Annotated in this window: 21 protein-coding genes; 5 read left to right on the plus strand and 16 right to left on the minus strand. The window is 70.9% G+C overall.

Annotated elements, in window-relative coordinates:
* Positions 1–5 precede the first annotated feature (5 nt).
* Entirely contained in the window at positions 6–827 is an 822-nt protein-coding gene (locus tag AC0699_RS25205; protein ID WP_478664210.1) for a trans-aconitate 2-methyltransferase, read from the minus strand.
* A 131-nt stretch (positions 828–958) separates the two neighbouring features.
* Between AC0699_RS25205 and tamR the strand changes: the two genes are divergently transcribed.
* Positions 959–1,456: a MarR family transcriptional regulator TamR gene (gene tamR / locus AC0699_RS25210; protein ID WP_478664212.1), complete on the plus strand. Its 498-nt coding sequence runs from the start codon at positions 959–961 to the stop codon at positions 1,454–1,456.
* On the opposite strand, the gene AC0699_RS25215 is transcribed toward tamR, so the two are convergent.
* Positions 1,415–2,197 carry a LuxR C-terminal-related transcriptional regulator gene (locus AC0699_RS25215; protein WP_478664416.1) on the minus strand — a complete coding sequence of 261 codons (783 nt, stop codon included), beginning with the start codon at positions 2,195–2,197 and terminating at the stop codon, positions 1,415–1,417. The two genes, tamR and AC0699_RS25215, sit on opposite strands and share 42 nt — an antisense overlap.
* A 250-nt stretch (positions 2,198–2,447) precedes the next feature.
* Between AC0699_RS25215 and AC0699_RS25220 the strand changes: the two genes are divergently transcribed.
* The gene (locus AC0699_RS25220; RefSeq protein WP_478664214.1) at positions 2,448–2,894 is read left to right on the plus strand and encodes a GNAT family N-acetyltransferase; all 447 of its coding nucleotides are present in this window, start codon (positions 2,448–2,450) and stop codon (positions 2,892–2,894) included.
* Between the two features lie 149 nt (positions 2,895–3,043).
* Here the strand turns inward: AC0699_RS25220 and galK are convergent, their stop codons facing one another.
* The 8 genes from galK to AC0699_RS25260 form a co-directional block, all read right to left on the minus strand.
* A complete protein-coding gene (gene galK, locus AC0699_RS25225) occupies positions 3,044–4,186 on the minus strand; it encodes a galactokinase (RefSeq protein WP_478664217.1) in 1,143 nt (380 codons plus the stop codon).
* On the minus strand, positions 4,183–5,196 hold the full coding sequence (galE, locus tag AC0699_RS25230) for a UDP-glucose 4-epimerase GalE (RefSeq protein WP_478664220.1): 1,014 nt from the start codon (positions 5,194–5,196) through the stop codon (positions 4,183–4,185). The genes galK and galE overlap by 4 nt, the downstream gene beginning before the upstream one ends.
* A complete protein-coding gene (galT, locus tag AC0699_RS25235; protein WP_478664223.1) occupies positions 5,193–6,239 on the minus strand; it encodes a galactose-1-phosphate uridylyltransferase in 1,047 nt (348 codons plus the stop codon). The genes galE and galT overlap by 4 nt, the downstream gene beginning before the upstream one ends.
* A gap of 355 nt (positions 6,240–6,594) precedes the next feature.
* Complete coding sequence (locus AC0699_RS25240) at positions 6,595–7,290, minus strand: helix-turn-helix transcriptional regulator (protein WP_478664226.1); 696 nt, start codon at positions 7,288–7,290, stop codon at positions 6,595–6,597.
* Between the two features lie 229 nt (positions 7,291–7,519).
* Positions 7,520–9,337 (minus strand): outer membrane protein assembly factor BamB family protein, encoded by a 1,818-nt coding sequence (locus AC0699_RS25245; protein WP_478664227.1) that lies wholly within the window; start codon positions 9,335–9,337, stop codon positions 7,520–7,522.
* Between the two features lie 58 nt (positions 9,338–9,395).
* A complete protein-coding gene (locus tag AC0699_RS25250; RefSeq protein WP_478664229.1) occupies positions 9,396–11,234 on the minus strand; it encodes an outer membrane protein assembly factor BamB family protein in 1,839 nt (612 codons plus the stop codon).
* Between the two features lie 277 nt (positions 11,235–11,511).
* A complete protein-coding gene (locus tag AC0699_RS25255; protein ID WP_478664230.1) occupies positions 11,512–13,317 on the minus strand; it encodes an ABC-F family ATP-binding cassette domain-containing protein in 1,806 nt (601 codons plus the stop codon).
* A gap of 37 nt (positions 13,318–13,354) precedes the next feature.
* Positions 13,355–14,710 carry an acyltransferase family protein gene (locus tag AC0699_RS25260; RefSeq protein WP_478664235.1) on the minus strand — a complete coding sequence of 452 codons (1,356 nt, stop codon included), beginning with the start codon at positions 14,708–14,710 and terminating at the stop codon, positions 13,355–13,357.
* Between the two features lie 143 nt (positions 14,711–14,853).
* Here AC0699_RS25260 and AC0699_RS25265 point away from each other — a divergent pair, with 143 nt between their 5' ends.
* Positions 14,854–15,366 carry a TIGR03086 family metal-binding protein gene (locus AC0699_RS25265; protein ID WP_478664419.1) on the plus strand — a complete coding sequence of 171 codons (513 nt, stop codon included), beginning with the start codon at positions 14,854–14,856 and terminating at the stop codon, positions 15,364–15,366.
* Positions 15,367–15,636: 270 nt separating this feature from the next.
* On the opposite strand, the gene AC0699_RS25270 is transcribed toward AC0699_RS25265, so the two are convergent.
* The 6 genes from AC0699_RS25270 to rsmI form a co-directional block, all read right to left on the minus strand.
* A complete protein-coding gene (locus AC0699_RS25270; RefSeq protein ID WP_478664238.1) occupies positions 15,637–16,530 on the minus strand; it encodes a 4-(cytidine 5'-diphospho)-2-C-methyl-D-erythritol kinase in 894 nt (297 codons plus the stop codon).
* A complete protein-coding gene (rsmA, locus tag AC0699_RS25275; RefSeq protein ID WP_453662658.1) occupies positions 16,527–17,396 on the minus strand; it encodes a 16S rRNA (adenine(1518)-N(6)/adenine(1519)-N(6))-dimethyltransferase RsmA in 870 nt (289 codons plus the stop codon). The genes AC0699_RS25270 and rsmA overlap by 4 nt, the downstream gene beginning before the upstream one ends.
* Positions 17,393–18,856, minus strand: coding sequence for a ubiquitin-like domain-containing protein (locus AC0699_RS25280; RefSeq protein ID WP_478664421.1), 1,464 nt, complete (start codon positions 18,854–18,856; stop codon positions 17,393–17,395). Before AC0699_RS25280 ends, rsmA begins: the two co-directional genes overlap by 4 nt.
* 167 nt (positions 18,857–19,023) lie before the next feature.
* Positions 19,024–19,899, minus strand: coding sequence for a TatD family hydrolase (locus tag AC0699_RS25285; protein ID WP_478664241.1), 876 nt, complete (start codon positions 19,897–19,899; stop codon positions 19,024–19,026).
* Between the two features lie 33 nt (positions 19,900–19,932).
* Complete coding sequence (locus tag AC0699_RS25290; RefSeq protein ID WP_478664244.1) at positions 19,933–20,436, minus strand: hypothetical protein; 504 nt, start codon at positions 20,434–20,436, stop codon at positions 19,933–19,935.
* A 159-nt stretch (positions 20,437–20,595) separates the two neighbouring features.
* Positions 20,596–21,495, minus strand: a complete 900-nt coding sequence (rsmI, locus tag AC0699_RS25295; protein ID WP_478664246.1) for a 16S rRNA (cytidine(1402)-2'-O)-methyltransferase — start codon at positions 21,493–21,495, stop codon at positions 20,596–20,598.
* A 54-nt stretch (positions 21,496–21,549) separates the two neighbouring features.
* Between rsmI and AC0699_RS25300 the strand changes: the two genes are divergently transcribed.
* Together AC0699_RS25300 and AC0699_RS25305 are read left to right on the plus strand one after the other, a co-directional pair.
* Positions 21,550–23,271 carry a dolichyl-phosphate-mannose--protein mannosyltransferase gene (locus tag AC0699_RS25300; protein ID WP_478664248.1) on the plus strand — a complete coding sequence of 574 codons (1,722 nt, stop codon included), beginning with the start codon at positions 21,550–21,552 and terminating at the stop codon, positions 23,269–23,271.
* Between the two features lie 530 nt (positions 23,272–23,801).
* Positions 23,802–24,542: a hypothetical protein gene (locus AC0699_RS25305; protein ID WP_478664250.1), complete on the plus strand. Its 741-nt coding sequence runs from the start codon at positions 23,802–23,804 to the stop codon at positions 24,540–24,542.
* Positions 24,543–24,807: the final 265 nt, after the last annotated feature.

The raw sequence follows: 24,807 nt of genomic DNA on the forward strand, positions 1-24,807 counted from the left end.
TGCCTCTACTGCGGTTTGCGGGCCACGGCGAAGATGCGGCGGAACGGGAACACCGTGCCGTGCGGCCCGGGCGGATAGGCCTTGCGGAGCAGATCGCGGTACTGGCCGAGGAATTCCTCGGTGGCCTCGCCGTCCCCTTCGAGGGCGGTGAGGACCGGGCGGAGCGCGGTGCCCTTCACCCAGTCGAGGACGGGGTCCTCGCCGGTGAGAAGTTGGAGATACGTTGTTTCCCAGGTGTCCGTCGCACAGCCGAGGTCGGCGAGACGGAGGAGGTAGTCGGCCGGTTCCAGGACATGGACGAAGCGGCGGCCCTGGCCGCTCAGACGGTCGCGCCACTGCGGGGTGTCGCACAGTTCGCCGAGCAGCGCGTGGCTGGGTGAGTCGAAGTTTCCGGGGACCTGGAAGGCGAAGGTGCCGCCGGGTGCCAGGCCGTCGATCCAGGTGGCGAAGGATTCGGGGTGGTTGGGCACCCATTGAAGTGCCGCGTTGGAGACGATGAGGTCGTACGGCTCGTCAGGTGTCCAGTGCGCGGCGTCGGCAGGACGGAAATCGAGCCAGCCGCCGCCTGAGGTGGCGCCCGCGTACTCCTTGTCGGCGCGGGCGAGCATTTCGGGTGAGAGGTCGAATCCGGTGATACGGGCGTCCGGCCAGCGGTCGGCCAGCAGGATGGTGACGTTGCCTGGCCCGCAGCCGATGTCGGCGATCCGGGCCGGCCGTCCTCCTTGAGGCAGATCCGGTATTCGGGCGAGTAGATCCAGGAACGGACGGGTGCGATGGCCTGAGTGCCGGAGGTACTGCTGTGGATCCCAGGTTGGAACGGAATGCATGTTCGAGCCCCCTTGCTGGAACGTTTTCCGGAACCGGAACAGGGTTCCGGCCCGACCATGCCCCATAGTCCAGCAGAATATATCTTGACGTCAAGAGACTTCATGTCGACAGACCATTTACACTGATCGTCATGGAGGACGAGGTCGATCGACTGGTTGCTGCATGGCGCCGCGAGCGCCCCGACCTCGACGTGGAACCACTCGAGGTGCTCAGCCGCGTCTCGAGGCTGGCGCGGCATCTCGACCGCGCGCGTCGGCTCGCGTTCTCCGAGCACAATCTGGAGCCCTGGGAATTCGACGTGCTGACGTCACTGCGGCGCGCGGGCGCGCCCTACCAGCTGTCCCCCGGCCAGCTACTGACCCAGACCCTGGTCACCTCGGGCACGATGACCAACCGCATCGACAGGCTCGCGAAGAAGGGTCTGGTCGAGCGGCTGCCCGATCCGAGCGACCGGCGCGGGGTGTTGGTGCGGCTCACTTCCGAAGGCCGCGACCGCGCCGATCAGGCGCTCGCCGGACTGCTCGCCCAGGAGCGCGCCATCCTCTCGGAGCTCTCCCGGGCCCAGCGTGGTGAACTGGCCGGACTGCTACGCCAGTTGACCGCCCCGTTCGACAACATCCCCGGCTGAGGACCTGCCGAGCTCGGCAGGTCCGACGCCGGCCCGGCGCGCCAGCGCCACCGCGGCGAGGGTGGAGTGCACGCCCAGCTTGCCCAGCACGTTCTGCATATGCGTGCGGACCGTGTGCGGGGAGAGGAAGAGGCGCTCGGCGACCGCCTTGCGGCCGAGGCCCGCCACCATGCAACGCAGCACCTCGCGCTCGCGCGGGGTGAGCGACTCGACGAGCCGCTCGCTCTCGGTGCGGTGCTTGCGCGCGGCGGTCAGCTCCCGCAGGACGCCGGTGAGCAGCGCGGGCGGCAGATGCGTCTCGTCGCGCAGCACCCCGCGGATCACCGTGAGCAGCCGCTGCAGCGAGCAGTCCTTGGCCACCCAGCCCGAGGCGCCCGCCTGGAGCGCGAGCGCGGCGCGGCGCGGGTCGTCCTTCTCGGCGAGGACCACCGTGCGGACCGCGGGCCGGGCCGAACGGACCCCGGCCACCAGGGAGATGCCGTCGACGAAGCCGTCCCCGTTGTCGGGGACCGCGCGGGCGACGACCGGGGCCGCCGGCCCCGCCGCCGCGCCCAGATCGGCGTCTATGAGCATGACGTCGAACTTGCGGCCGTCGGACGCCGCGCGCTCGAGGCAGCGCAGCGCGGCCGGGCCACTGCCCGCCGCGGCGACCTCGACGTCCGGCTCGGCGGCGAGCGCCGCGGCGAGGGACTCGGCGAAGATCCGGTGGTCGTCCACCACGAGAACCCGGATACGAACCACAGACACCCCCAGGCTGCGTTTTCCGGCGGAGGTCATGAAGCGCGGGCACGGCGCCCGGGAATGGAGTGGTACGCAATCCCACGGCCGCCGCCGTGCTTGACTGCTACCCCGCCCCGGGCGTCGTACCCGACTGTCTCGCCCCCTGAACAGCACCGGCCCCCACCAGTGCTGTGCATCAGAGTAAGGCCGGGGGCCGGGAGCGGAAGGATATTTGCAGAACTGGTTGGCCAGGGTGTTTAGGGTGTGACCCATGTTTCGATTTGAGACAGAAGTCGACAAAGAACGCCGCACTCTGCTCGGCGAGCGGCTGGAGGCCACGAACGCACGGCGCTCCCCGGCGATGCGCGCCCTGGCCGGTACCCCGCACGACGACGAAGTCCCGCTGCAGGTCTGGGTGCTGGACGAGTCGACGGGCGAGCTGGCCGCGGGCCTGACGGGCCGCACCTGGGCCCGCTGGCTCCATGTCGACCTGCTCTGGGTCGACGACCCCCACCGCGGCGCGGGCCTCGGCTCCCAGCTCCTCACCGCGGCGGAACGTGAGGCGCGCATCGGCCGCGGCTGCGCGTACTCGCGCCTGGAGACCTGGGACTTCCAGGCGCCCGCGTTCTACAAGAAACACGGGTACGAGATCGTCGGCCGGGTCCCCGACTACCCACCGGGCGTCACCGAATACATTCTGACGAAGAGGCTCGGCTGAGCCCCGAGGGGCGTGGCAGCAGTGCACGGAGCGCACTGAACAAGCAAGCATTCCGACGAAGAGGCTCGCTGAGCCCCGAGGGTGTGACGGCCCGTGCGCGGAGTGCACTGGACAAGCACAGCATCCTGGTGGAGAGGCCCGGCTGATGCTCAGCCCACCCGGTACGCCCCGGCCGAAGGGACCGCCGGGAAGATGCGCGGGGTGGTGTGGCCCGCGGTCGCGAAGGCCTCCAGGACCGCCTTGGTCACCGTGTCCGCGTCCGCCGATTCGACCAGGACGATCGCCGAGCCGCCGAAGCCGCCGCCGGTCATCCGGGCCCCCAGCGCTCCCGCCGCGACCGCCGCGGAGACGGCCAGGTCCAACTCCGGGCAGGAGACCTCCAGATCGTCCCGCAGCGAGGCGTGGCCCTCGGTGAGGACCGGGCCGACCGCGCGGATGTCGCCCGCGTCGAGGAGCGCGATCGTCCGCTCGACCCGGTGGTTGTCGGTGACGACATGGCGGACGTACCCGCGAATCGTCGCGTTGTTCAAACGCGCGAGGGCGTCGAGCAGTTGCACGTACGGGACTTCGCGCAGCGTGCGCACGCCCAGCGCCCGCGCGCCCTCCTCGCACCCCGCGCGCCGCTGCGCGTACGCGCCGTCGTCGAGCGCGTGCTTCACGCGCGTGTCGACGACCAGCAGCCCCAGACCGTGCGCGGCGAGGTCGAAGGGGACCTGGCGGCAGCTCAGATCGCGGGTGTCGAGGTGGAGGGCGTGGCCGTCGGTGCAGCAGGCCGACGCCATCTGGTCCATGATTCCGCAGGGGACGCCGACGAACGCGTTCTCGGCGCGCTGAGCCAGTCGCGCGAGCTCCTCGCGGCGCAGGCCGAGCCCGTACAACTCGTTCAGAGCCAGCGCGGTGACGACCTCCAGGGCCGCCGAGGAGGACAGTCCCGCGCCCGTCGGCACGGTCGAGGCGAGGTGGATGTCGGCGCCGGTGACCGGGTGTCCGGCCTCCCGCAGCGCCCAGACCACCCCCGCCGGGTACGCCGACCAGCCGGAGCAGGAGCCCGGTGCGAGACCGGAGACCGTCAGCTCGGTCACGCCCTGGGTGACGTCCGCCGAGTGGACGCGGAGCACCCCGTCCGTGCGGGGGGCGACCGCCGCGACCGCCGTGTGGGGCAGTGCGAGCGGCATCACGAAACCGTCGTTGAAGTCGGTGTACTCGCCGATCAGATTGACCCGGCCCGGCGCCGCCCACACGCCCTCGGGGGCGTAGCCGTACAGCTTCGTGAACTGCCCGGCGACGCTCACCTCTCCGTGGCCCTCTCCGCCGCCCTCTCCCGCGCGAACGCCCACGCGTCGGCCACGATGCCCGCGAGGTCCGCCCGCGTCGGGGTCCAGCCCAGCCGCTCCTGGGCAGCCGCGGCGGAGGCGACCAGCACGGCCGGGTCGCCGCCGCGGCGGGCGGCCGCGACCTCGGGGACCGGATGCCCGGTGACCTTGCGGACGGTCTCGACGACCTCGCGGACGGAGAAGCCGTTGCCGTTGCCGAGGTTGCAGATCAGATGCTCGCCGGGGACGACCTTGTCCATGGCGAGCAGATGTGCCTCCGCCAGGTCGGCGACGTGGATGTAGTCGCGTACGCAGGTGCCGTCCGGGGTCGGGTAGTCGTCGCCGAACACGGAGATCGCCTCGCGCCTGCCGAGGGCGACCTGGAGCACGAGCGGGATGAGGTGCGACTCGGGGTCGTGGCGCTCACCGGAGCTGCCGTACGCGCCCGCCACGTTGAAGTAGCGCAGCGAGGCCGCGGCCAGACCGTGCGCGGCGCACTCGCCGCCGATCATGTGGTCGACGGCGAGCTTCGAGGCCCCGTACGGGCTGGTCGGCGCGGTCGGGTCGGTCTCCCTGATCGGGGTGGAGACGGGCTCTCCGTAGGTCGCCGCGGTGGACGAGAAGACCAGCCTGCGGACCCCGGCGGAACGCATCGCGGCGAGCAGCGCCGTCGTGCCGCCGACGTTGTTGACCCAGTACTTCTCGGGATCCACGACCGACTCGCCGACCTGCGAGAACGCGGCGAAGTGCAGGACTCCGTCGTACGAGGAGTCCAGCCATCGGGCAGCGTCCTGGATCCGGCCCTCGATGAACTCGGCGCCCGCCGGGACGCCCTCGCGGAAGCCCGTGGACAGATCGTCGAGCACGGTCACCTCGTGCCCCGCCTCCAGCAGATGCGCGGCCACGACGCCGCCGACGTAGCCGGCCCCGCCCGTCACCAGATACTTCCGGGTTCCGGGGGTCGCCCCCCGGTGAAGCGCAGTGCTCACGCGCTCGCCACCTCTCGCAGTCGCTGGGCCGCGGTCTCCGGCGGCACATCGTTGATGAACACGTTCATGCCGGACTCGGAACCGGCGAGGAACTTCAGCTTGCCGGAAGTGCGGCGGACGGTGAAAAGCTCGAGGTGCAGCGCGAACTCCTCGCGCGACACGTCGCCGAACGGCGCCTGGTGCCAGGCGGCGATGTACGGCGTCGGCTGCTGGTCCGTGCCGAAGATCCGGTCGAAGCGCCTCAACAATTCCAGATAGACCTGTGGGAACTCTGTGCGCGCCGCCTCGTCCAGTGCCCGCAGGTCCGGCACCCGGCGCCGCGGGTAGAGGTGTACCTCGTACGGCCAGTGGGCGGCGTAGGGCACGAACGCGACCCAGTGTTCGCCCTCCAGGACCACCCGGACGGAGTCGGCGATTTCACGCTCGACGGTGTCGTCGAAGAGATTGCGGCCGGTGGCGGCGAGGTGCTCGGCGACCGAGCGCTGCATGAGGGCGGTGCGGGGGGTGACGAAGGGGTACGCGTAGATCTGCCCGTGCGGATGGCCGAGCGTCACACCGATCTCGGCGCCCCGGTTCTCGAAGCAGAACACCTGCCGGACCTGGGGGAGTCCGGCGAGCTCGGCGGTGCGGTCGGTCCAGGCGTCCAGAACGAGCGCGGCCTGCTGTTCGGTGAGGCCGGCGAAGGACGCGTCGTGGTCGGGGGTGAAGCAGACGACTTCGCAGCGGCCGGAGTCCCCGGCGAGGGAGGGGAAGCGGTTCTCGAAGACGACGACGTCGTAGTCGCTTTCCGGGATCTCGCTGAGCCTGCCGTCCCGGGAGGGGCAGAGGGGGCATGCGTCGGCGGGCGGGTGGTACGTACGGCCCTGGCGGTGGGAGGCGATCGCGACGGCGTCGCCGAGCAGCGGGTCGTGGCGGATCTCGGAGGTGGTGGCGGCGGTGGCGTCCAGCGGCCGGAGGTCGACGGCGTCGCGGACGACGTCGTCGCGGGAGTCGTAGTAGAGCAGCTCTCGGCCGTCGGCGAGTCTGGTCACCGTCTTCTTCACGCGGAGCGCCTCCATGACTCCCGACCCACCCCAACATAACCGAACACAACAAACCATGAGCCAACAGAGACGTCAACTGTGGCGTGAGTGAACGCGTTGGATTCGGATGGCCGGGCGTGGAGGGTTTCGTGTGACTCGGTCCCGGCCCGGAGCAGGCCTGATCCATGTCCTTGGCGCGGGCACGGGCGTGGGCGTGGGCCACGTTCGGCGCGGGCGTGGGCCTGATCCACGTCCGGCGCGGGCTTCGGCACGGGCGTAGGCGCGGGCGCGGGACAGGCCCGCATCCGGGGCCGGAGGGGCCTGGCCGGCGTCCGGCCCCGGCGGGGGCCTAGTCCGCGTCCGGTGCCGGAGGTGCCTAGTCCGCGTCCGGTGCCGGTGCGGGCAGTGGGATCGCGGCGCGGTCCAGGAGCCCCGTCCGCGCCGCCAGGGCCGCGGCCTCCAGCCGCGAGCCGACGCCCAGTTTCATGAGCACGCGCTGGACGTGCGTACGGGCCGTGCTGGGAGCTATCCCCATGCCCGCCGCGATCAGCCGGGTGTCCTCGCCCTCCGCGACGCGTACGAGCACCTCCACCTCGCGCGGGGTGAGCATCCGCAGCAGCCGCTGCCCCTCGTCGTCGGGCTGCGCCGCCGGGTTCAGCAGCTCGGCGAACGCGCCCTGGAGCAGCTGCGGTGCCACCGCCGCCTCCCCCGCACGCGCCTTGACCATGGCCCGCTCGACGCCCTCGATCCGCTCGTCGTGGCGCACATAGCCGGACGCGCCGGCCGCGAAGGCCGCCGCGATCCCGCGCGGCGAGGGCACCGGGCCGAGCACCACCACGGCCACCTGCGGCCGTTCCCGCTTGATCCGCACGATCGGGTCGAAGACCCCCGGCTCCGCCGGTGTCGCCGTCCCCAGCAGGCACACCTCGGGCGCCCTGCTCACCACGAGCTCGGCCACCCCCGCCGTGGGCGCCGCCGCCGCGAGCACCCGGTGCCCGCGCAACTTCAGCGCCGAGGCGAGCGCCTCGGCGAGCAGTCGGTGGTCGTCGACCACCATCAGCCGCACACCCATCGAGCAACCCCCCAACATCTGGAGTCGGCCCCCCGGCCCCCCAGCCCTCTGACGCCCCCAGCCCTACTGACCCGGCAAGCTACACGCTTGTTCGACGTTGTGCCTGCCCTACGCGTCAGAAATCCCTCGGATCGGCGAAATGCGTGTCGTTCAGGGCAAGTTGACAGCCCGACAGAACGGAGGAGGTCCCCTCGCCGGCCGGCGAGGGGACCTCCTGATCGCTTCACGGTCAGTTGGTGGTGAAGCTGAGCGCCAGATACTCCAGATCGCCCGAGCCGGAGCTGCTCGGCTTGCTGAGCATCGTCTCGGACATGAACAGCCGGCCGTTGGTGTACTTGATCTCGGCGTAGTCCATGCTGAAGCTGGTCTCGGCGTCCCGGATCGACTCGTCCGCGGGGTTCTCCAGCAGCACCGTCTGCTTGAAGGTGCCGCCGTCGATGCTGATGATCTGGCCGCCCTTGTCGTACGGGGGCCGCTTGTACGCGATGATGTTGCCGCCGTCCATGCGCAGCGGGTGGATCGTGTACCGGTCGCCCGCGTCGGCCCTGTCGGTGGTCGGCTTGCCCGTGTTCAGGTCGAACGAGACGATCTCGTTGGTGTCGCCGTATTCGCCGCCGCCCTCGTGCTCCTCGGTGGGCAGGTACAGCCGGCCGTTGCCGACGACCGCGCTCTGGCAGGACTCGACCTCGGTGGAGCCGCAGCTCGCGTCGAACCGGTCGGCATCCGCGGCGATCTTGACCTTCAGCTTGCCGGTCTTCTCGTCGACGACGAAGAAGTCCGAGATGCTGCTGCCGTCCCCGGCGGTGTCACCGACGTCCGCGGCGACGACCAGCGGCTTGGTGGAGACGATGCCCGCGTACTCGACGCCCGTCGGCATCTTGAACGAGGAGGCAGGCGCTCCGGTCGACGGGTTCAGCGGCTGGATGACGACGTACTGGCTGCCGTACTCACCGCACTTGCGGGCCGCCACCAGCGCCTCGCCGCCGCCGTAGCCCATGTCGTAGCAGTTCTCGGCGTTGGCCTCGGGCTTCCAGCGGATCGCTCCGGTGCCGAGGTCGAAGGCCGCACCGCCGTCGGTGCCGCCGGCGGCGACCGTGTTGCCGCTCAGCGTGATCTCGTTGTAGCGGACCTTGTCGTCACCGGTTCCCGTGGTCGACTTGGTCCACAGGAGCTTGCCGGCCTTCAGGTCGATGGCACCCACCTCGGTGCACGTCTGGTAGTTCTTCGGCGGGACGCGCTTGGCGGGCTCGAAGGCGATCGCGGTCTTGTGGTCCGCGGTGGCGTGCCGGGAGGCCGCGCACACCTGGCCGGGCAGCGGAATGGTCCACAGCACGGTGCCCTTGGCCAGGTCGTAGCCGACGACGGAGTTGATGCCGGTCTTGACGTAGGCCGAGTCGGTGACCCAGGAACCGACCACGCTGGTGGTGTCGGTGACCTTGGGCTGCGGCAACTGGAAGGCCACCTTGGCCGCGGTGTTGGCGGGCGCCTTCTCCTTGCCGCCACCGCCGATGGCCTTGCTCTTGCCGCCGTCGGCGCCCTCGGTCGAGCCCTTGGCGTCGTCCTTCTTGGAGTCGTCGCCGCCGCTCGACGCGAACCAGACACCGCCGGCGACGATCAGGACCACCGCGACGACCGCCGCGATGATGATCTGCATCTGGGTGTTCAGCTTCTTGCCACCGCCGGGACCGCCCTGCTGGGGCGGCAGGTACTGCTGCTGCGCGGGCTGGGTCGGGTAGCCGTAGCCGTACGGCTGCTGCCCCATCGGCTGGGTCGGCGGCTGGCCGGGGGCCTGCGGATAGCCGTAACCGGCGGGCTGGCCGGGCGGCGGCGTCTGCGGATAGCCGTAGCCGGGGTTCTGCGGGGCCGGGGTGGGCGCGCCGAAACCACCGGGCGGAGGATCCTGCGGGGCGCCGAAACCACCGGGCGGAGGATCCTGGGGCGCGCCGAAGCCGCCCTGAGGAGAAGCCTGCGGGGGCTGGTTCGGAGCCTGGGGCGGCTGGTTCGGGGGCTGCGGTGGCTGGTTGGGCGGCTGCGGTGGCTGCGTCATGCGTACGTACCTCTGAAGAGAAGGAGTCTGTCGGTTCCGGGGCGTCCGTCGGACGCAGTCACTTGCCGAAGGCCATCATCGTCTTCGTCTCTTTCTCTTCCTTGTCGTTCGACGCGCTGACCCGGCCGCTCGCGATGAAGAAACGGCCGTCCTGGTAGGCCAGCTTCGGCGACCAGAAGGAGCTTTCGATCTGGGCGGTCGACGCCGGGTTCTGCAGGATCACGGCCGGCTTCCCGCCGGTCGGTGCCAGCGTCGCCACCGCGCCGCCCGCGTTGTACGACGCCTCCATGTACAGCAGGACGCTGGAGCCCTCCATCCGCAGCGGGATCATCGTGCGGTCGGCGGGCGCGTCGGCGCGCCACTTGGCCTTGCCGGTGCTGAGGTTGAACGCCACGACGGAGTTGGTGCGGGCGGCGCCGCCCTCCTTGGGCTCGGTCGCCATGTAGAAGGTGTTGGCGTCGGCGGCGACGCCGACACAGCCCTCCAGGGTTTTGCCGAAGACGACGAAGCCGCCGCCGCAGCGGGGCTGGAAGCGGTCCTTGCCGCCGTCGATCTGCGAACGCAGCGTGCCGTTCGCGTTGAGCGCGATGACGCTCCACTTCTTCTGTTCGCGCTGGCTCAGCGAGACGACCAGGGGACTGACCGAATAGACCTTGTCGACCTCCCAGTTGGCCGGGAGCTTGTAGGTCCACTTGGCCTTGCCGGTGACCGGGTCGAGCTCCTGGAGCTGTTCCTGGGTCTTGTCGATGTCGCCGGTGGGGCAGGACTCGGCGGCGATCAGCTTGGGGCCGCCGGCGAACGCCTCCGGCTGGCAGTTGCCCGGCAGCTTGCCGAACAGCGGCTTGCCGTCGCTGATCCGGAACGCGTCGGCGTTGCCGGTGCGGGCGGCGGTCACCGTGTCGCCGCTGATCGCCAGCGTGATGTCGGAGAGCAGGTCGAAGGCGCCCTTCTTGGTGATCTCCTTCTTCCAGCCCGCCTTGCCGGTCTTCAGGTCGACCAGCTGCATCTGGGTGCACTTGGCGTCCTTGGTGGTGCCGTCCTTGAAGCCGATGACGAGCTTGCCGTCCTCGGTGCTGCGGACAGGCGCGGCGCACAGCTCGCCGGGCAGCGGCAGGGTCCACTTCTTCGTGCCGTCGGCGGCCGAGAAGCCGGCGAGTTCCTTGTACATGCCCTTGACGACGAGGTCGCCGACGAACCACGGGCCCTGTATCTCGGCGCCGTTGCGCGGCAGGTCGATGTCGTTCTTCGCGAGCCAGAGCACCTTCGACTCGCCGTCCTTGCGACCGGCGTTGAGGTCGTCCGCGGCGTTGCGGCCGCCGCCGCTGCCGTCGCCCTGGTCGACGGATGCCGAACCGCTCGGCTGCGGCGACGCGCTCTGCTTGGCGTCGGGCTTCTTCTCGTCGTCACCGCCGCTCAGTGCGAACCAGGTGCCGGTCCCGATGACGAGGAGGGCCGCCACGGCCGCACCGATGACGACACCGGGCTTGCGCTTGAAGAAGTTGCCACTGCCGCCGCCCTGCGGGGGAGTGGGGGCGCCGGGGTACTGCGGCTGGGTCGGGTAGCCGTAACCGCCCTGCGGCTGGCCGTACGGGCCGGGCTGCTGGTTGTACGGGCCGGGCTGCTGTCCGTACGGACCCGGCTGGTTGTACGGGCCGGGCTGGCCGGGGGCCTGCTGCGGGTAGCCGTAACCGGGCTGCGGCTGGCCGGGCGGCGGGGTCTGCGGATAGCCGTAGCCGGGCTGTCCCGCGGGCTGTCCCGTGGGCGGCGCCGCCGGGGCCTGCGGCGGGACCGGCGGCATCTGGGGCGGCTGCGCGGGCTGTTGGGGAACCTGGTGCTGAGGATCCTGCGGAGAGCCGAAGCCTCCCTGCGGCGGTTGCTGGCTGGGCGGCTGAGTCATTTCAGCTCTTCCCCCTTTGTGCGGTCCACAGCCCGACCGGCCTCCCCCGCGATTCCATCGGGCAGTTGCCTGAGGAAAGGAGCGAATCGGACATGGATTGCGCAGCGTCACGTCAGTCGAGCGGGGTTTCTTTCTATCACCTGGGAGTTGTGAAAAAAGGGGCCGGTCCGCCCCTGTACCCAAGGGAGAACCGGCCCGTGATGCCGTCGTTATCGGGAGTCCGGGGGGCGCCCCGGGGCGGTGCGGTCGGCTCTGCACGCCTTCTTCGCACACGCCCTCAGGCGTCTTCGGCGAGCTCCAGCCAGCGCATCTCCAACTCCTCGCGCTCTGCGGCCAGTTCGCGCAGCTCGGCGTCGAGTTTCGCCACCTTCTCGAAGTCGGTGGCGTTTTCGGCGATTTGCGAGTGCAGCTTGGTCTCCTTGTCGGAGACCTTGTCCAGTTGCCGCTCGATCTTCTGCAGCTCCTTCTTCGCGGCGCGGACGTCCGCTGCTGACTTCTCCGGAGCGGCGGACTTCTCGGACGCGGCGGGTGCCGGGGCCGCGGCCTCGATCATCCTGGCCCGGCGCTCCAGGTACTCGTCGATGCCGCGCGGCAGCATCCGGAGCGCCGCGTCGCCGAGCAGCGCGAACACCCGGTCGGTCGTCCGCTCGATGAAGAAACGGTCGTGGGAGATGACGATCATCGAGCCGGGCCAGCCGTCGAGGAGGTCCTCCAGCTGGGTCAGGGTCTCGATGTCGAGGTCGTTGGTGGGCTCGTCGAGGAACAGCACGTTCGGCTCGTCCATCAGCAGCCGCAGCAGCTGCAGCCGGCGCCGCTCACCGCCGGACAGATCGCCGACCGGGGTCCACTGCTTCTCCTTGGAGAAGCCGAACTGCTCGCACAGCTGCCCCGCGGTCATCTCCCGGCCCTTGCCCAGGTCGACCCGGTCGCGCACCTGCTGGACGGCCTCCAGCACCCGCAGAGCGGGGTCGAGCTCGGCGACCTCCTGGGAGAGATAGGCCAACTTCACCGTCTTGCCGGTGACGATCCGGCCCGCGGGAGGCTGCTTCTCGCCGTCGCTGCGGGCGGCTTCGGCCATCGCGCGCAGCAGGGAGGTCTTGCCGGCGCCGTTGACCCCGACCAGGCCGATGCGGTCGCCGGGGCCGAGCTGCCAGGTCAGATGCTTCACCAGCAGCTTCTCACCCGCCTGCACCGTCACGTTCTCCAGGTCGAAGACGGTCCTGCCGAGCCGGGAGGAGGCGAACTTCATCAGTTCGGAGGTGTCGCGCGGCGGCGGCACGTCCTTGATCAGCTCATTGGCGGCCTCGACCCGGAAGCGCGGCTTCGACGTACGGGCGGGGGCGCCGCGGCGCAGCCAGGCCAGCTCCTTGCGGACCAGGTTCTGCCGCTTGGCCTCCTCGGTGGCGGCGATGCGCTCACGCTCGGCGCGCGCGAAGACGTAGTCGGAGTAGCCGCCCTCGTACTCGTAGACCGTGCCGCGCTGGACGTCCCACATGCGCGTGCAGACCTGGTCGAGGAACCAGCGGTCGTGGGTGACGCAGACGAGGGCCGAGCGGCGCTCGCGGAGGTGGCGGGCGAGCCAGGCGATGCCCTCGACGTCCAGATGGTTCGTGGGCTCGTCGAGAACGATCAGGTCCGGTTCGCCGATGAGCAGCTTCGCGAGGGCGATGCGGCGCCGCTCACCGCCGGAGAGCGGGGCGATGACGGTGTCCAGGCCCTGCGGGAAGCCGGAGAGGTCGAGACCGTCGAACAGCCCGGTGAGCACGTCGCGGATCTTGGCGTTGCCCGCCCACTCGTGGTCGGCGAGGTCGCCGATGACCTCGTGCCGGATGGTGGCGGAGGGGTCGAGCGAATCGTGCTGGGTGAGCACCCCGAGGCGCAGCCCGCCGCTGTGGGTGACCCGGCCGGTGTCGGCCTCCTCCAGCTTGGCGAGCATGCGGATGAGGGTCGTCTTGCCGTCTCCGTTGCGCCCTACGACACCGATGCGGTCCCCCTCGGACACGCCGAGGGAGACCCCGTCGAGCAGGGCACGGGTGCCGTACACCTTGCTGACTGCCTCGACATTGACCAGGTTGACGGCCATCAACGCTCCAGATGAGGGGATCGAACGGCCTCCCAGCCTAGTCGCCGGAAGTGACACCGCCCGCCGCGAGGGCCGTGCGGCCCCCTCGGCCCGTGCGCTCCACCAGGAGCCAGCCCGCCAGGGCCATCGCGACGGCGGCCGGGGCGGTGACGGGGAACGCGATCAGCGTCGCCGAGCGGCCCTCCAGCAGACCGGCGAAGCCGACCATCGACAGGCCGAGCACGCCGAGCAGACACAGGGTGATGCCGAGGGCGGCGAGCGGGCCCGGGCCGGGGGTGAGGGGTGCGGGCGAGGGCCGTTCGAAGCGGCGGAACGCGGCGACCAGCACCGCGGTCAGGACGGCCGCGGCGGCGATCCGCGGCGGCGTCTGGGCCCACCAGGCGCCCGAGGCCGGTTCGGGCAGCGGGATGCCGAGGGTGAGCAGCACGCCGTAGACCCCGAGCATGGCGGTGAGGTGCCACAGGAACGCGGTCATGGCGATGCCGTTCGCGGCGACGACCGTCCGCCACACCCGGGGCCGCGCGACCAGCCGGGCGCCGGGCCCGCGGAGCAGCTCGACCGCGCCGACCAGCCACAGGCCGTGGCAGAGGAGCGCGAGGGTGGGCGGGGCCATGTTGGAGACCTTCTCGCCCGGCATGCCGACCATGGACAGCGGATACGGGCCGAGGGCGACCAGCGCGGCGGCTCCGGCGAGCCCGGTCGCGGCGAGTACGGACGGCAGTCGCAGCCGGCCGTCGGCGCGCAGGAAGCCGAGCTGGTGCACGGCCAGCCAGACGAACGCGAAGTTCAGGAACTCCACGAAGGGGACGTCGAGCGCGAACCTCAGCACGTCCACCGCGGCCGCGCCGCCCGCGAGCGCCCCGAACGCGCCCCAGCCGTAACGCTCGTGCAGTCTCAGCAGCGGCGGGGTGAAGGCCACCATCGCCAGATAGATCCCGATGAACCACAGCGGCTGGGTCACGAGCCGCAGCGACACCGCGGTCAGTCCGCCGTCCCTGCCCCCGCCGAGCAGTTGGACGATCAGCGCGGCCGCTCCCCAGACCAGGACGAAGACCATGGTGGGACGCAGCAGCCTGCGCAGCCGGGCCCGCAGGAACGCCGCGTACAGCGGTCCCTCGGAGCCCTCCGGCTGCTTGCGGCGCAGCGAGCGGTAGGAGAGCGCGTGCGAGAAGCCGCCGACGAAGAAGAACACCGGCATGATCTGCAGGGCCCAGGTGAGGAGTTGGAGCTCCGGCACGACGGCGAGCAGATTGCCGACGCCGTCGGCGGTGACGGCCGCCATCAGCCAGTGGCCGAGCACGACCGTCCCGAGTGAGGCGACCCGGAGCAGGTCGACGTAACGGTCCCGGGTGCCCGGTGTGGCTTCGGCGAGCGCACGAACGCTTGATCCCATACGGGTACGGTCGCGCCGCAGAGGCTCCGGGCGTCAGCGCTCTCGTACTCAACTCCCGTATGAGTACGCGGCCCTGCCCGGGTGGACCAGGACCGGCCCTGGGCCCGTGTCACCGGGCGGATCCAGCATGACAAGGTGCGCCCATCCAGTTCGGGAATTCGGCTTCGAACGACCAGTGGAACGTCACGCAGGTGATCCAGCACGCTGCCGGCGACCAGCGCGCCTACGCCCAGGCCATCACCGGGAACGACGGTCCGTCCGGCAACCCGTTCGAGCCGTCCGGTGAACTCGCCGAGTCGGCGGTCGAGCTGGTGGCGTCCGCGACGGCCGTCTCTTCCGCCGCCTGGGCGACGATCGGCGAGGACGTCCAGGAAGCGCCGGTGCCACTGCCGCAGGGCCCTTTGCCGGCCTGGCAGGGGGTCGGCTACTGCGCCGTCGACGCCGCGGTCCACGCCTGGGACATCGCGGTGGCCACCGGCCAGGCCTCACCGCTGACGAACGCGCTCGCCAAAGCTCTGATGCCGGCCGCCGTCGCGCTCACCGAACCGCTGCGCGCGTACGGCGTGTTCGCGGCGGTCGTCGACGCCGAGGAGGGTGACGACGATGCCGCGGCGCTGCTGAAGTACCTCGGGCGGCGTCCCGACTGGAAGGCCTGAGGGGCGGCGATCGGCGGTGAGTCGCGGCTCGGTTCCGGCGACGCACGGACACCCTGGCCCACCGGACGGCAACCCGCACGCAGCCGGCCCGTCCGGCGATTGAGGACGGACCCCCGGCCGCGCCGACGGGAACCGGTACGTTTCCGGAACGGCGCAGGCGCGCGGCCAAAGGATCGCCGCCCCGGGGGTCCGGGGCCCGACGGGCTCAGAGGGAGTCTCGCCCGGGCCTCGCCGGCGATTGAGGCGCGGGGTCCGGAGCGGCTGCCCCGGTTACCGGACCGTCGCGCCGGGCGCCGGTGACGGTGCCACCCGTGCCGTGCGGCAGGTGCCCGAGGCCGTCAGGGCCCCGGCGATCTGGTCCGCCGCGTCCGCGTCCTTCGCGAGGAACGCCGTCGTCGGTCCCGAGCCGGACACGAGCGCGGCCAGCGCCCCCGCTTCCGTGCCCGCGGTGAGCGTGTCCGCGAGGGGCGGGCGCAGGGAGAGCGCCGCGGGCTGCAAGTCGTTCACCAGCGCCCCGGCCAGTGCGCCCGCGTCGCCGGTGCGCAGGGCGTCGAGCAGCAGCGGGGAGGCCACGGGGGCGGGGACGTCCACGCCCTCGTTCAGCCGGTCGAACTCCCGGTACACGGCGGGGGTGGACAGTCCGCCGTCGGCGACCGCGAACACCCAGTGGAACGCGCCGCCGACCGGCAGCTCGGTGAGCCGCTCGCCCCGGCCCGTGCCGAGGGCCGCTCCGCCGACCAGGCTGAACGGCACATCGCTGCCGAGTTCGGCGCAGATGTCGAGGAGCTCGGCCTTCGACGCTCCGGTGGACCACAGCGCGTCGCACGCCAGCAGCGCGCCCGCGCCGTCGGCGCTGCCGCCCGCCATGCCGCCCGCGACGGGGATGTCCTTCGCGATGTGGATGTGGACCGCCGGGTCGATGCCGTGGCGGGCGGCGAGCAGCTCGGCGGCGCGCGCGGCGAGGTTCGTACGGTCCAGGGGGACCTGGCCGGCGTCGGGGCCCGAGCAGCTGACCGTCAGGGACTCGGCCGGGGTGACGGTGATCTCGTCGTACAGCCCGACGGCGAGGAACACATTGGCCAGGTCGTGGTAGCCGTCGGCCCGCGCGGCGCCCACCGCCAGCTGAACGTTGACCTTGGCGGGCACTCGTACCGTGACGCTCACTTCTTGGCCTCCGCGATGCGCGCGAACTCCTCCACCGTCAGGGACTCGCCCCGCGCCTGCGGGGAGACCCCGGCCGCGACCAGCGCCGCCTCGGCGGCCGCCGGGGAGCCCGCCCAGCCGGCCAGTGCGGCCCGCAGAGTCTTGCGGCGCTGCGCGAAGGCCGCGTCGACGACGGCGAAGACCTCGGCCTTGGAGGCGGTCGTCTTCACCGGCTCGGTACGCCGCACCAGGGACACCAGCCCCGAGTCGACGTTCGGCGCGGGCCAGAACACATTGCGGCCGATCGCGCCGGCCCGCTTGACCTCCGCGTACCAGTTGGCCTTCACGGACGGCACGCCGTAGACCTTGTTGCCGGGCTGGGCGGCCAGCCGGTCGGCGACCTCGGCCTGGACCATGACCAGCGTGCGCTCGATGGTCGGGAAGCGGTCCAGCATGTGCAGCAGGACCGGGACGGCCACGTTGTACGGAAGGTTCGCGACGAGCGCGGTCGGCTCCGGGCCCGGCAGCTCCTGGAGGTGCATGGCGTCGGAGTGGACGAGTGCGAAGTGGTCCTTCTTCGCGGGCATCCGGGCGGCGATCGTCGTGGGCAGTGCCGCGGCGAGTACGTCGTCGATCTCGACGGCGGTCACGCGGTCCGCGGCGTCCAGCAGCGCGAGGGTGAGCGAGCCGAGTCCGGGTCCGACCTCCACCACCACGTCGTCGGGGCGCACTTCGGCGGTGCGGACGATCCGGCGGACCGTGTTGGCGTCGATGACGAAGTTCTGGCCGCGCTGCTTGGTGGGGCGTACGCCAAGCGCTGCGGCCAGTTCACGGATGTCGGCCGGGCCGAGAAGGGCGTCGGGGCCGGCGGGATCGGTGGTGCTCACCGGTACAGCCTACGGCCGCAGTGCGGCCACGGGCTCGCCCCCCGCTGCACGTAGAGCTTCTTCGCCCGGTACGTCTGCTCATCGGCGGGGGCGTCCTGCGGTCTGCCGCGGCCGCCGAGTGCGTGCCAGGTGCCGGTGTCGAACTGGTACAGCCCGCCGTACGTACCCGACGGGTCCACCGCGTCCGGGCGGCCGCCGGACTCGCACTGCGCGAGCGCGTCCCAGTTCAGGCCGTCCGCCCCGGCGACCGAGTGGGGCAGCGGTCTGGTGCCGACCTTGACCCGCTGGGTCACCGGTTCGCGCACCAGCTCCTCGGCGATCTTCGTGGGTTTCTGCCGGACGCCGTTGACGGTGCGCAGGGCGTAGGTGACGCGGCGGGTGCCCTTGTGTCCCTGCTGTTCGACGACCTCGGTGCCGGTGTGCAGGGACGGGTCCTCGGTCGTCACGGTGTCGTACGGGACGGGCTCCTCGCGGACCTGCCGGCCGGCGGTGATCCGCATGACGGTGACGGTCTGGCCGTCGCGCGGGAAGCTGCCGGGCGGTACGGAGGTGGTGTCCTGGCCGCTCAGGGTGATGCCGGCCTCCTCGACCGCTTCGCGCACGGTCGCCGCGTTCGTACGGATGGTGCGTTCGCGGCCGTCGGCCATGAAAGTGACCGTCCGCTCGGTCCGTACGTGGAGGGCGAGCCCCCTGCGGGAGATCGGCATGGAGCGGGACACGGACAGGAACGCGCCCTCGGCACGCACCCCGACCTGGTGCAGTGCCTCTTCGACGGTGCGGGCGGTGGTCCACACCTGGCGGCGCCGCCCGTCGACGGTGAGGGTGATCGGCCGGCCGTAGCGGACGACGATCTCGTCGCCGCTCGCGAGCGCCGAGCCGGGCGCCGGGGCGACGATGTCGTGCTCGCCGACGGCCAGTCCCTCGTCACCGAGCAGCTCGTTCACGTCGTCGGCGAAGGTGTGCAGGGTGCGGGGGACGCCGTCGACGCTGAGCCGGACGGCCTTGTCTGCGGCGACGAAGGCGGAGGTGCCGCCGACGAGGAAGGCGACGACGAGCGCCTGGGGGACGATGCGGCGCAGGCCTTCCACCGTGCCGCCCGGTGGGCCGGGCCTGCGGCGACGGGCGGCACGGCGGGCCTCCGCACGGCCGCCCGTCGCCGGCGGTGCGACGGGCACGGCCGGGACGCCGGGCGCTTCGTCCGCGCCGGCGCCGTGCGCGGCTTTGAGGTACGCGTCCTCGTCGTCGTACGCGCCCTCGTCGTCGTACGCGCCCTCGTCGTCGTACGCGCCCTCGTCGTCGTACGCGCCCTCGTCGTCGTACGCGCCCTCGTCGTCGTACGCGCCCTCGTCGTCGTACGCGCCCTTGTCATGGATGAGCGCCGTGACGGTCGGCTCGTACGGGGACACGGCCGGGACCCGCACCGGGGCCGGCGGGGCCGGCGGCGGGGGCGGGGGCTCCATGAGCCCGGCGGCGCGGCGGACGCCGCGTTCGGCACGGTGACTGCCCTGCGAAGTGCTCACGAGGCCGGGACCCTAGCCGAGCGATGTCACTCTCCAAAGCAACTCGACTACGCAGTGTCGCGCCGCCGACCCGCCACCCCTTCCGGAGTGTGACTGTTCGTTATCGTTCAGTAATCAAATGCACGAGCCGTGTTCGCCGCGATCGCCTCCGACATGGCGTCCTCTCCGATCCCCCGCACCGCGGCCATCGCGCGGACCGTGACCGGAATGAGATACGGCGCGTTGGGCCGTCCGCGGTAGGGCGCGGGCGTCAGGAACGGCGCGTCGGTCTCCACGAGGACGAGCTCCAGCGGGGCGACGGCGAGGGCGTCGCGCAGCGGCTGGGCGTTCTTGAAGGTCACGTTGCCCGCGAACGACATGAAGTACCCGGCGTCCGCGCAGATCCGGGCCATGTCCGCGTCGCCGGAGTAGCAGTGGAACACGGTCCGTTCGGGAGCGCCTTCCTCGGCGAGGATGCGCAGGACGTCGGCGTGCGCGTCGCGGTCGTGGATGACGAGGGCCTTGCCCCGCCGCTTGGCGATCTCGATATGGGCGCGGAAGGAACGCTCCTGCGCGGCGATGCCTTCCGGTCCGGTACGGAAGAAGTCGAGCCCGGTCTCGCCGACGGCCCGCACCTGATCGAGACCGGCGAGCCGGTCGATCTCGGCGAGCGCGTCGTCGAGGGCCGCGTCGCCGCCGCCCTCCCTCGCCCCCTGTCGGGACCATCCGTCGGGGTCCCCGTGCACGATGCGCGGCGCCTCGTTCGGGTGCAGCGCCACGGCGGCGTGCACGTTGTCGTGTGCGGCGGCCGTCTCCGCCGCCCAACGGGAGCCCTTGATGTCACAGCCCACCTGGACGACGGTCGTCACACCGACCGACGCGGCCTTCTCGAGGCCCTCCTCGACGGTGCCGCTCTGCATGTCCAGGTGGGTGTGCGAATCGGCGACCGGCACTCCCAGCGGGGCGGGCAGCGGCGGGGGCGTGTCGTTGGGCTTGGAACTCATGACCACGATCGTACGAGGACCGTGGCCATGGCCTCACTTACGGCGGTGGAGGCCGCGCAGGACCTCGCCGAGGCGCCGGTGCCGCGCGGCCTCGTGCCCGGCGTCGGGGAGGGGCTCCGTGGTCTCCGGCTCCGTGGTCTTCGGCGCCGTGGCGCTCGTCTCCGTGGCGCTCGTCTCCGAGACCCTCGTCTCCAGGGCGGGGACGGGTCCCGCGGTGGCGTAGTTGGGGGGCGTGATGTGCTGGCGGCGGAGCGACTCCGCGAGGGAGGAGACCTGTCCGCCACGCATGATGCGGACCTTCTTGCCGCCGCAGTTGAGGCAGGTGAGATGGGTCAGCGGAGAGGGAACGAGCTGCCCCTGTACGCGGTACATGAAGAACGGCTGGCCGCGGCCGTCGGTGTGGTGCTCGATGTCGTAGGTCTGCTCCCAGCTGCGGCCGCACCGCATGCAGGCGAAGGCGTACGACTCCTGCACGGTCTCGGGTGCGGCGACCGGGATCGGTCGTGTCTCGCTCGGGGTGCCCGCTATCTCACTCATGCCAGCTCCTCCTGTCCACTGCCGCCCCCTGTCACGCCGGGGGTATGTCTTTCAGTGGACGCCCGTTCCGGCGGGAGCGCACCAGGCCTTCCGGCTAATTGATGAGGATTTGGCCATCGCATTCCGGAAGGCCTGATCACGCGGTCTGAGCTTTGCCTTTCACGATAGACCTTTACCGTCGGAGGGGCCTGTTCCTGCCATTTTCTTTGCTGCCACGACCGCGTCGAAGACCTCCCGCTTGGGTACGCCCGCCTCGGCCGCGACCGCCGCGATCGCCTCCTTGCGCCGCTCCCCCGCCTCCTCGCGCACCCGCACCCGGCGCACCAGCTCGTCCGCGTCCAGGTCACCGGGCCGGGGGGCCGGGGCGCCCTCCACGACGACGGTGATCTCGCCGCGCACGCCCTCGGCGGCCCAGGCCGCCAGCTCGCCGAGACCGCCGCGCTTCACTTCCTCGTACGTCTTGGTCAGCTCACGGCAGACCGCCGCCCTGCGGTCCGCGCCGAACACCTCGGCCATGGCGGCCAGCGTGTCGTCGAGGCGGTGCGGTGCCTCGAAGTAGACGAGCGTGCGGCGCTCGCCCTCGACCTCGCGCAGCCGGCCGAGCCGCTCGCCGGCCTTGCGGGGCAGGAAGCCCTCGAAGCAGAAGCGGTCCACGGGCAGCCCCGACAGCGCGAGTGCGGTCAGCACCGCGGAGGGGCCGGGGACGGCGGTGACCTTGATGTCCTTCTCGACCGCCGCGGCGACCAGCCGGTAGCCCGGGTCGGACACGGACGGCATACCGGCGTCGGTCACCAGCAGTACCCGTGCGCCGCCCTCCAGCGCCTCGACCAGCTCGGGCGTCCGGGCCGACTCGTTGCCCTCGAAGTACGACACGACCCGGCCGCGGGTGTGCACCCCGAGCGCCTGGGTGAGCCGGCGCAGCCGCCGGGTGTCCTCCGCGGCGACCACATCGGCGGTCTCCAGCTCGGCCGCCAGCCGCGGCGGCGCGTCCGCCACATCGCCGATGGGCGTCCCTGCGAGTACGAGCGTTCCAGTCACCGATCCAGTCACAGGAGCCATCCTCGCAGGGCGGGGAGACACGCCACGCACAGACGCGTTCCCTACGATGGCGCGGTGACCAGTACTGCCCCACAGGCCCTGCAGGGCCAGGACGCCGCTGAACAGCCGCCCTCCTGGCAGCAGCGCCTGCGCAGATTCGGCCATGTGCCGCGGCCCGGCATCGGACTGCGCGACCGGCTCGTCCCGCCGTACACCCGGCCCTCCGACCGGCTGTGGTCGCTGCTCGGCGTCCCGCCGGGGGCGGCCCGGGTGGTGGAGCGACTGACGGCCTGGGGCGGCCCGCTGCTGGTGGCGCTGGTGGCCGGGGTGCTGCGGTTCTGGCATCTCGGCAGCCCCAAGGCGGTGATATTCGACGAGACGTACTACGCCAAGGACGCCTGGGCGCTGATCAACCAGGGGTACGAGGGCTCCTGGCCGAAAGACATCGACAAGTCGATTCTGAAGAATCCGGACGCGGTCGCGATCCCGGTGGACCCCGGCTATGTGGTGCACCCGCCGGTCGGCAAATGGATCATCGGGCTCGGCGAGCAGCTGTTCGGGTTCACGCCGTTCGGCTGGCGCTTCATGGTGTTCGTGCTCGGGACGCTGTCCGTGCTGATGCTCTGCCGGATCGGCCGCCGGCTGTTCCGTTCGACGTTCCTGGGGTGTCTGGCGGGCGCGCTGCTCGCCGTGGACGGTCTGCACTTCGTGATGAGCCGCACGGCGCTGCTCGACCAGGTGCTGATGTTCTTCGTGCTGGCGGCCTTCGGCTGCCTCCTCATCGACCGCGACCGGGCACGCTCGAAGCTGGCCGCCGCGCTGCCGGTGGACGCGGAGGGCGTGCTGCGGCCGGACGTACGGATCGCGGAGAACCTGCGCCTGGGCCTGCGGCCGTGGCGGATCGCGGCCGGTGTCATGCTCGGCCTGGCCTTCGCGACCAAGTGGAACGGGCTGTACATCCTGGCCGCGTTCGGCCTGATGACGGTCCTGTGGGACGCGGGCGCCCGGCGCACCGCGGGTGCGGTGCGCCCGTACCAGGCGGTCCTGCGGCGCGACATCCTGCCCGCGTTCGTCTCGACGGTGCCGGTCGCGATCGTCACGTACGTCGCTTCCTGGACGGGCTGGATCGTCACCGACAAGGGCTACTTCCGGGACTGGGCGCAGAACGAGGGGCGCGGCGGGGCCTGGACCTGGCTGCCCGACTGGCTGCGCAGCCTCTGGCACTACGAGACCGAGGTCTTCGAATTCCACGTCAACCTCACCTCGGGCCACACGTACCAGTCCAACCCGTGGAGCTGGATCGTCCTGGGACGTCCCGTCTCGTACTTCTACGAGGACCCGGCCCCGGGTACCGCCGGCTGCCCGGTGACGGCCACGGAGAAGTGCGCCCGCGAGGTCCTGGCGATCGGCACCCCGCTGCTGTGGTGGGCCGCGTGCTTCGCGCTCGCGTACGTGCTGTGGCGCTGGGCCTTCCGCCGCGACTGGCGGGCGGGCGCGATCGCCTGCGGGGTGGCGGCGGGCTGGGTGCCGTGGTTCTTCTACCAGGAGCGCACGATCTTCCTCTTCTACGCGGTCGTCTTCGTGCCGTTCCTCTGTCTCGCGGTCACGATGATGATCGGCGCGATCATCGGCCCACCGGGGTCGGACGAACGCCGCAGGACGTTCGGCGCGGTGGGGGCCGGAGTGCTGGTGCTGCTGATCATCTGGAACTTCATCTACTTCTGGCCGATCTACACGGGCCAGCCGATTCCGATGGACGACTGGCGCGGGCGGATGTGGCTGGACACGTGGGTGTAGCAGGCACGATGGCGGGCCCGGCACGTGGTGGTGCCGGGCCCGCCATTGCCGTTGATGGTCGTCTCCGGTTGTCCTGAGTCGTCGCGAGCCGGAAGCAGGCTCAGGAGAGTCAACCCGTCTTCCCGAGTCCCCGGGCAGCCGAGGACGTTACGACGACGCAGTAGCGATTCGGCACGCGCCGGATTTACAGCGGGCCGCCACTACCAGCCCTGGCATGGCCGGTAATCACGCAAGGTTTGCGTGACTGCAATCATTCCCGAGGCCGCCGTTACAGTCACCCGGATTCACCAATTCCGCATATCGTGCAGCCGGTCAGCCGCAGCAGATCCCCTAGCTCAGGTGAACCTCAAATAACTGGAAGATCGATTGACGTGTTGTGACTTTCTCGTGCACTCTTTGTGAGGCGTGACCGCAGGGACCAAGCGGGCACGCAACACGGGGGGACGGGGGCTGATGGGTACGGATTTGTGCACCTCCCTTTCCTGCTCGAACTCAATCGAGTGTCATGAACGAAGGGGACAGGAACCGATATGCGCTCCGTATTCAGAAGCGGTGCAACCGCCACTGCCGGTGTCGCTCTTGCCGGAATAGCTCTGGCGATGCTGCCCGGATCCGCTCAGGCCGACGCCGTTGTGGGCCCGCAGGCGTCCCGGATCGCCAAGTATTCGGCCTACCTCGCGGCGAAGTCGGCTCAGGGGGACGAGCAGGCCAAGGAAACCGCTCAGGGGTTCTCGGCCCTTTCGAGTGCCGAGAAGGTCCGATTCCTTGACCTCCTCGAGGACCGCTCCGTGATGGACAGGTTCTTCGAGGAGGTCGAAGCCCCGTCTTCGGTCACGGGCAACAAGCGTGTGGTGCTGGCAGGCGGTGACGTCGTGGTGGAGCGTGAGTCCCTCGGCGGTACTGACGAGACGTCCCCCAACACCAGCGCGGCGCTCAGGGCGTCCGGATACAGGGACATGTGGGCCTCGTACGCGGTCACCGACAAGTTCCTGGGCGTCAAGGTCGCGCGGGTGTCGGTGAGGACCAACTACCAGGTCAAGGGCAGGGACACCAAGAAGGTGTACCCGGGTAGCGCGTCTCACTACCTGTACGTGCCGGGATGCTCGTTCTCTCACAGCCCGGTGAAGGAATGGATTTCCTCGCCGCCGGCTGACAACGCCCAGAGCGAGACCGTCTGGACGGCGGAGTGCTGGGGCAGCGAATGGGACAAGCGCGAGCGGGTCTGGGGTGACTACCGCGGCTTCGTGGGCGGTTACCTCAAGGACGAGTAAACTGAATCGACCAGACCACACGCGGGCGAACGCGCAGCATTCTCCGTCGAGTTTCTCATTCCTCTCTCCCTCCGCGCCAAGGAGGCATTGTGTTCGAAGGCCTGGGTCTTGGCCCGCTTATCCCTGTTCTGCTCGTGCTCCTCGTTGCCTGCACAGGTGGTGGCACAGCTTGGATTAAGCACCGCTCCCACTCGGGCAGCGGCCAATGATTACGGTCAGGGGCGCGAGGGCCGTCGCTTGAAACTCGTTCTGGTCTTTTCGAGTT

It is taken from the genome of Streptomyces sp. NPDC043870, from assembly GCF_056435785.1.